The sequence below is a fragment of the Microbacterium sp. genome (assembly GCF_003248605.1).
Classification (GTDB): Bacteria; Actinomycetota; Actinomycetes; order Actinomycetales; family Microbacteriaceae; genus Microbacterium.
The window spans coordinates 1-5,470 of record NZ_QFPF01000136.1 but is presented as its reverse complement, the minus strand read 5'-3'; the positions used below and the strand labels follow the sequence as shown (position 1 = coordinate 5,470).

General features: G+C 68.5%; 5 protein-coding genes and 1 tRNA gene. 4 read left to right on the top strand and 2 right to left on the bottom strand.

The features are described from left to right. Positions 1-583, top strand: a 583-nt coding sequence (locus DI573_RS13600) for a pyruvate kinase (RefSeq protein ID WP_292815372.1), incomplete at its 5' end; no start/stop codon positions are given. 92 nt (positions 584-675) lie between these two features. Here the strand turns inward: DI573_RS13600 and DI573_RS13595 are convergent. Continuing rightward, positions 676-758: transfer RNA gene (locus tag DI573_RS13595), tRNA-Leu, on the bottom strand. 55 nt (positions 759-813) lie between these two features. Here DI573_RS13595 and DI573_RS13590 point away from each other — a divergent pair. Next, on the top strand, positions 814-1,434 hold the full coding sequence (locus DI573_RS13590) for a response regulator (RefSeq protein WP_292815370.1): 621 nt from the start codon (positions 814-816) through the stop codon (positions 1,432-1,434). 27 nt (positions 1,435-1,461) lie between these two features. Here DI573_RS13590 and DI573_RS13585 read toward each other — a convergent pair whose 3' ends face one another. After that, positions 1,462-1,821 (bottom strand): hotdog fold thioesterase, encoded by a 360-nt coding sequence (locus DI573_RS13585; protein ID WP_292815375.1) that lies wholly within the window; start codon positions 1,819-1,821, stop codon positions 1,462-1,464. A 159-nt stretch (positions 1,822-1,980) separates the two neighbouring features. On the opposite strand from DI573_RS13585, the gene polA reads away from it, so the two are divergent. Continuing rightward, entirely contained in the window at positions 1,981-4,653 is a 2,673-nt protein-coding gene (gene polA / locus DI573_RS13580; protein WP_292815368.1) for a DNA polymerase I, read from the top strand. 33 nt (positions 4,654-4,686) lie between these two features. Then, a partial coding sequence (locus tag DI573_RS13575; protein ID WP_292815366.1) for a DUF885 family protein occupies positions 4,687-5,470 on the top strand: 784 nt, incomplete at its 3' end.

Below are 5,470 nucleotides of genomic sequence, written 5' to 3'. Positions count from 1 at the left end.
CGCAGAGACCTCCGACGTTGCGAATGCGGTGCTCGACGGCGCCGACGCGGTCATGCTGTCGGGCGAGACGAGCGTGGGGGAGTACCCCGTCGTCGTCGTCGAGACGATGGCGCGCATCGTGGCCTCGACCGAGGAGCACGGTCTCGAGCGCATCGCACCGCTGACGAACAAGCCGCGCACGCAGGGCGGGGCGATCACCCTCGCGGCGATCGAGGTGGCGGACTTCGTCGAGGCGAAGTATCTCTGCATCTTCACGGAGTCCGGCGACTCCGCCCGCCGCATGTCGCGTCTGCGCCCGAAGATCCCCATGCTGGCGTTCACCCCCGACCCGGCGATCCGCCGCCGCATGGCGCTGACATGGGGCATCCGGTCGACGCTGGTGGAGCACGTCGCCCACACGGACCGCATGTTCATCCAGGTCGACGACTACCTGCTCTCCAACGACCTCGCCAAGATCGGCGACAAGGTCGTCGTGATCTCGGGCTCACCTCCCGGAATCATCGGCTCCACGAACGACATCCGCGTCCACAAGGTCGGTGACGCCGTGCACGGCGCCGCGCCCATCTACCAGACGCGCGAGTAGCGGTTCGGGGCCCGACGACCCGCCCCGACAGCACGCAGACGGCGGCATCCCTGCGGGGATGCCGCCGTCTGCGTGTGCCGTCGGGGCTGCGGTACCGGTGATGGGAGTCGAACCCACACGCCCTCTCGGGCAACCGAGTTTGAGTCGGTCGCGTCTGCCATTCCGCCACACCGGCCCGCGCGAGCGGCCTGCCCGCGCGTCCGCCTGAGACGATACCGTAGGATTCAAAGGTGACTGAGCAAGACCTGAACGCCAAGCCCGCGGCATCCACCACCCGACGCGTCGTCGTCGCCGAGGATGAGTCGCTGATCCGCCTCGACATCGTCGAGATCCTTCGCGACAACGGGTACGAGGTCGTCGGCGAGGCCGGCGACGGCGAGACCGCCGTCCAGCTCGCCACCGAGCTGCGCCCCGACCTCGTGATCATGGACGTCAAGATGCCCGTGCTCGATGGCATCAGCGCCGCCGAGAAGCTGAACAAGAACCACGTCGCGCCGGTCGTGCTGCTCACCGCCTTCAGCCAGAAGGAGCTCGTCGAGCGCGCGAGCGAGGCGGGTGCGCTCGCCTACGTGGTCAAGCCGTTCACCCCGAACGACCTGCTGCCCGCGATCGAGATCGCACTGAGCCGCTACCAGCAGATCATCACGCTCGAGGCCGAGGTCGCCGACATGGTGGAGCGCTTCGAGACGCGCAAGCTGGTCGACCGCGCGAAGGGGCTGCTCAACGAGAAGATGGGGCTGTCCGAGCCCGAGGCCTTCCGCTGGATCCAGAAGGCGTCGATGGACCGCCGCCTGACGATGCAGGATGTCGCGAAAGCGATCATCGAGCAGCTCGCTCCCAAGAAGGCCTGACCCACGAGGCAGGCCTGATCAGATCCCTCAGCGGGCTGATCGCGTCAGATCCTTGAGCAGGTTGGTGATGCGCACCGTCGAGACACGACGGCCGTGATCGTCGCTGATCGCGATCTCGTGCACCGTCATGGTGCGCCCGAGATGGATCGGGGTGCATACCCCCGTGACCCGTCCGGACGTCGCGGATCGCGTATGGGTCGCGTTGATGTCGACGCCCACCGCGAGCCGCCCTTCGCCGGCATGGAAGTTCGCGTGCATCGAACCGAGGGACTCGCCGAGCACGACGTACGCCCCGCCGTGCATGAGTCCCACGGGCTGCGTGTTGCCCTCGACCGGGAGGGAGGCGACGGCGCGTTCGGGCGTGAACTCCACCCATTCGAAGCCCATCTTCTCGGCGAGCGCACCGACCCCGCGCGCCCGCGCCCACTCGAGTGCGGACGGGTATGCGGCATGGTCGTTCACGGGACTCCTTGGACGGGGGAGGCGGAGCCGCGGCGCTCGCACGGGGCCGCGGGCGGTGTCGGAACCCCTGACTAGGCTGTCAGGGTGCCGGACTCCGCAAAGCCTACCCTCATGATCGTCGACGGCCACTCGCTGGCCTACCGGGCCTTCTTCGCCCTCCCCGTCGAGAACTTCACGACCAAGGATCACCAGCACACCAACGCCATCTACGGCTTCCTGGCGATGCTCGTCAACCTCATCAAGGCTGAGAAGCCCACGCACATGGCGGTCGCCTTCGACACGTCGAGAGTGTCATTCCGAACGCGCGAGTATGCGGAGTACAAGGCCAACCGCAGCGAGACGCCGCAGGAGTTCAAGGGGCAGATCCCCCTCCTGCAGGACTGCCTCGCGGCGATGAGCATCACGGTGCTGCAGCAGGAGGACATCGAGGCCGACGACATCCTCGCCACGCTTGCGACCCAGGGGGCCGCGCAGGGATACGACGTCCTCGTCGTCTCCGGAGACCGCGACACGATCCAGCTCGTCACCGACGACATCACACTGCTGTACCCGAACGTTCAGGGCGTCTCGCAGCTCAAGCGCTACGATCCCGCGGCCGTCGTCGAGAAGTACGGGCTGCCGCCGCATCAGTATCCCGAGATCGCCGCTCTCGTCGGCGAGACGAGCGACAACCTGCCGGGTGTGCCGAAGGTCGGGGAGAAGACGGCGGTCAAATGGCTGACCCAGTTCGGCTCGCTCGATGAGCTGCTCACCCGCGCCGACGAGATCAAGGGTGTCGTCGGCGGCAACCTGCGGGACCACCTCGACGACGTGCGACGCAACCGCACGCTGAACCGCCTGCTCACCGACGTCGAACTGCCCGTCGCACCGGCCGACCTCGCGGTGCGCCCGATCGACGCGCAGGGCGTGCGCGACATCTTCGCCCGCCTCGAGTTCCGCACACTCCTGCCACGCGTCTTCGAGGCGACGGGAGCGGATGCCTCGGCCAGGGCGGCGACGGACGCTCCCGCCGCGGCGCCCACCGCCGCTCCCGCACGGCAGATCGCGCCCGGCGAGCTCGATGGCTGGATCGCCGCGGCGCTCGAGAGCCACCCGGCGGGCATCGCGATGGTGTGCGACCCGCAGCCGACGGCGGCCGCCGCGCGTGTCGGCCTCGCCACATCGGCCGAGGCCGTGGAGTTCGCGTGGATGCCCGCCGACGACGACCCGGTGTTCTCGGCGTTCACCGTATGGCTGGCCTCGACCGCACCGAAGGTGATGCACGACGCCAAACCGCAGCTCAAGTTCCTCCGGCGGGCGGGAGTCGAGGTCGCCGGCGTCGCGCACGACACGCTGATCGCCGGGTGGCTCGTGCGCCCGAGCTTTCCCGACAAGAACCTCGCCGACCTCGTGGATCGCTATCTGGGCGAGGCGCTGCCCGAGGCCGACCCGAATCAGCTCGTGCCCGAGACCGAGGGGGCGACCCCCGGTCAGCGCGCGTGGTACATCCTCAGGGTCGCCGACGCTCTGCTGGCCGACATGCCGGCGTCCGTTACGCGGGTGCTCTCCGAGATCGAGATGCCGACGCTGACGGCGCTCGCGGACATGGAGCTGGCGGGGGTGACCGTGTCACACGCCAAGCTCTCGTCGTTCTCCGGTGATCTGGGGGCTCGTGCCGAGACGCTCGCGCGCGAGGCGTACGCCATCATCGGCCGAGAGTTCAACCTGGGGTCGCCCAAACAGCTGCAGGAGGTGCTCTTCGAAGACCTCCAGCTGCCGAAGACACGCAAGACCAAGACGGGCTACTCGACCGATGCGGCCGTGCTCGCCGACCTGCAGGAGAGCAACCCGCATCCCTTCCTCGATCTGCTGCTCCAGCACCGCGAGGCGACGAAGCTGCGCCAGATCATCGAGTCCCTCGATGTCGCGATCGGTCCCGACGCCCGCATCCACACCACCTACGTGCAGACGGGCAGTCAGACCGGTCGTCTGTCCAGCACCGAACCGAATCTGCAGAACATCCCCGTACGCACCGAGGAGTCGCGTCGCATCCGGAGTGCCTTCGAGGTCGGTCAGGGGTATGAGGCCCTTCTGACCGCCGACTACTCCCAGATCGAGATGCGCATCATGGCGCACCTCTCCGAGGATCCGGGGCTGGTCGAGGCGTTTCGCACGGGGGAGGATCTGCACCGTTTCGTCGGCGCGCGCGTGTTCGGCGTGCAGCCCGCCGACGTCACCCCGGCGATGCGCACCAAGGTCAAGGCCATGTCGTACGGTCTCGTCTACGGCCTGTCGGCGTTCGGTCTGTCCAAGCAGCTGCGCATCGAGCAGTCCGAGGCCAAGCAGCTCATGACCGAGTACTTCGCGCGGTTCGGCGCGGTCCGCGACTATCTGCGCGGATCGGTCGAGCAGGCGCGGATCGACGGGTACACCGAGACCATCTTCGGTCGTCGCCGTCCCTTCCCCGATCTGGCCAGCCCCAACCGCGTGCTGCGAGAGAATGCCGAGCGTGCCGCGCTCAACGCGCCGATCCAGGGCAGCGCCGCCGACATCATGAAGATCGCCCTCTTCCACATCGACGATGCGCTGCGCGGGGCCGGTCTGCGCTCGCGCATCCTCATGCAGATCCACGACGAGCTCGTCGTCGAGGTGGCGCCCGGGGAGTGGGATGCCGCCGAAGAGATCGTCCGCGCGCGCATGGGCGACGCGGCCGAGCTGACGGTTCCCCTCGATGTGCAGATCGGGCGCGGCGCGGACTGGAACGAGGCCGCCCACTGAGTCGTGTCGGCCCCGGTCAGTAGGCTCGAGGCCATGACGGACGCACAGCGGACACCCACGAAGATCGACGAGGTCGCCGAGGCGTGGGTCGACACTCTCGCCGAGCTCTCCCCGACGCTCGGAACCTACATCGGTCGCTTCGAGTACAACGGGCGCTTCGACGATTTCTCGCCCGAGGGGGCGCAGCGCTTCGCCGACGCGGCGCGCACAACGCTCACGCGACTCGACGCGCAGATCCCGGCTGACGCCATCGATGCGGTCACGCAGGCGGACCTCGGGGGCAGTCTCCGTCTGGCGCTCGATCTGCACGACGCTCGCTGGCACCTGCGCGATCTCAACGTCATCGCCTCTCCCGCACAAGACATCCGATCGGCGTTCGATCTGATGCCCACCGACACGGTCGAGGACTGGGCCGTCATCGGCGAGCGTCTCCGGGCGGTGCGCGGCGCGGTCCGCGGTTACATCCAGACCCTCCGCGAGGGCATCGCGCAGGGAGTCGTCCCCGCGCGCCGTCAGGTCGTCGAGGTCGTCACCCAGCTGCACCGGTACACGGCCGACACCGGTTTCTTCGCCGAGTTCGCGGCTCAGGCGGCTCCCGCCGAGGGCCAGCTGCCGGCATCCCTCGCCCGTGATCTCGCCGAGCGTGCCGACGCCGCCCGTGTCGCCTACGACGAGCTCGCCGGCTTTCTCGCCGACGAGCTGGCGCCCGCGGCCACAGAGAAGGATGCGGTCGGTCGCGAGCTCTACGCCCTGCACTCGCGGCGCTTCCTCGGAGCCGAGATCGACCTCGACGAGACTTACGAGTGGGGCACCGAAG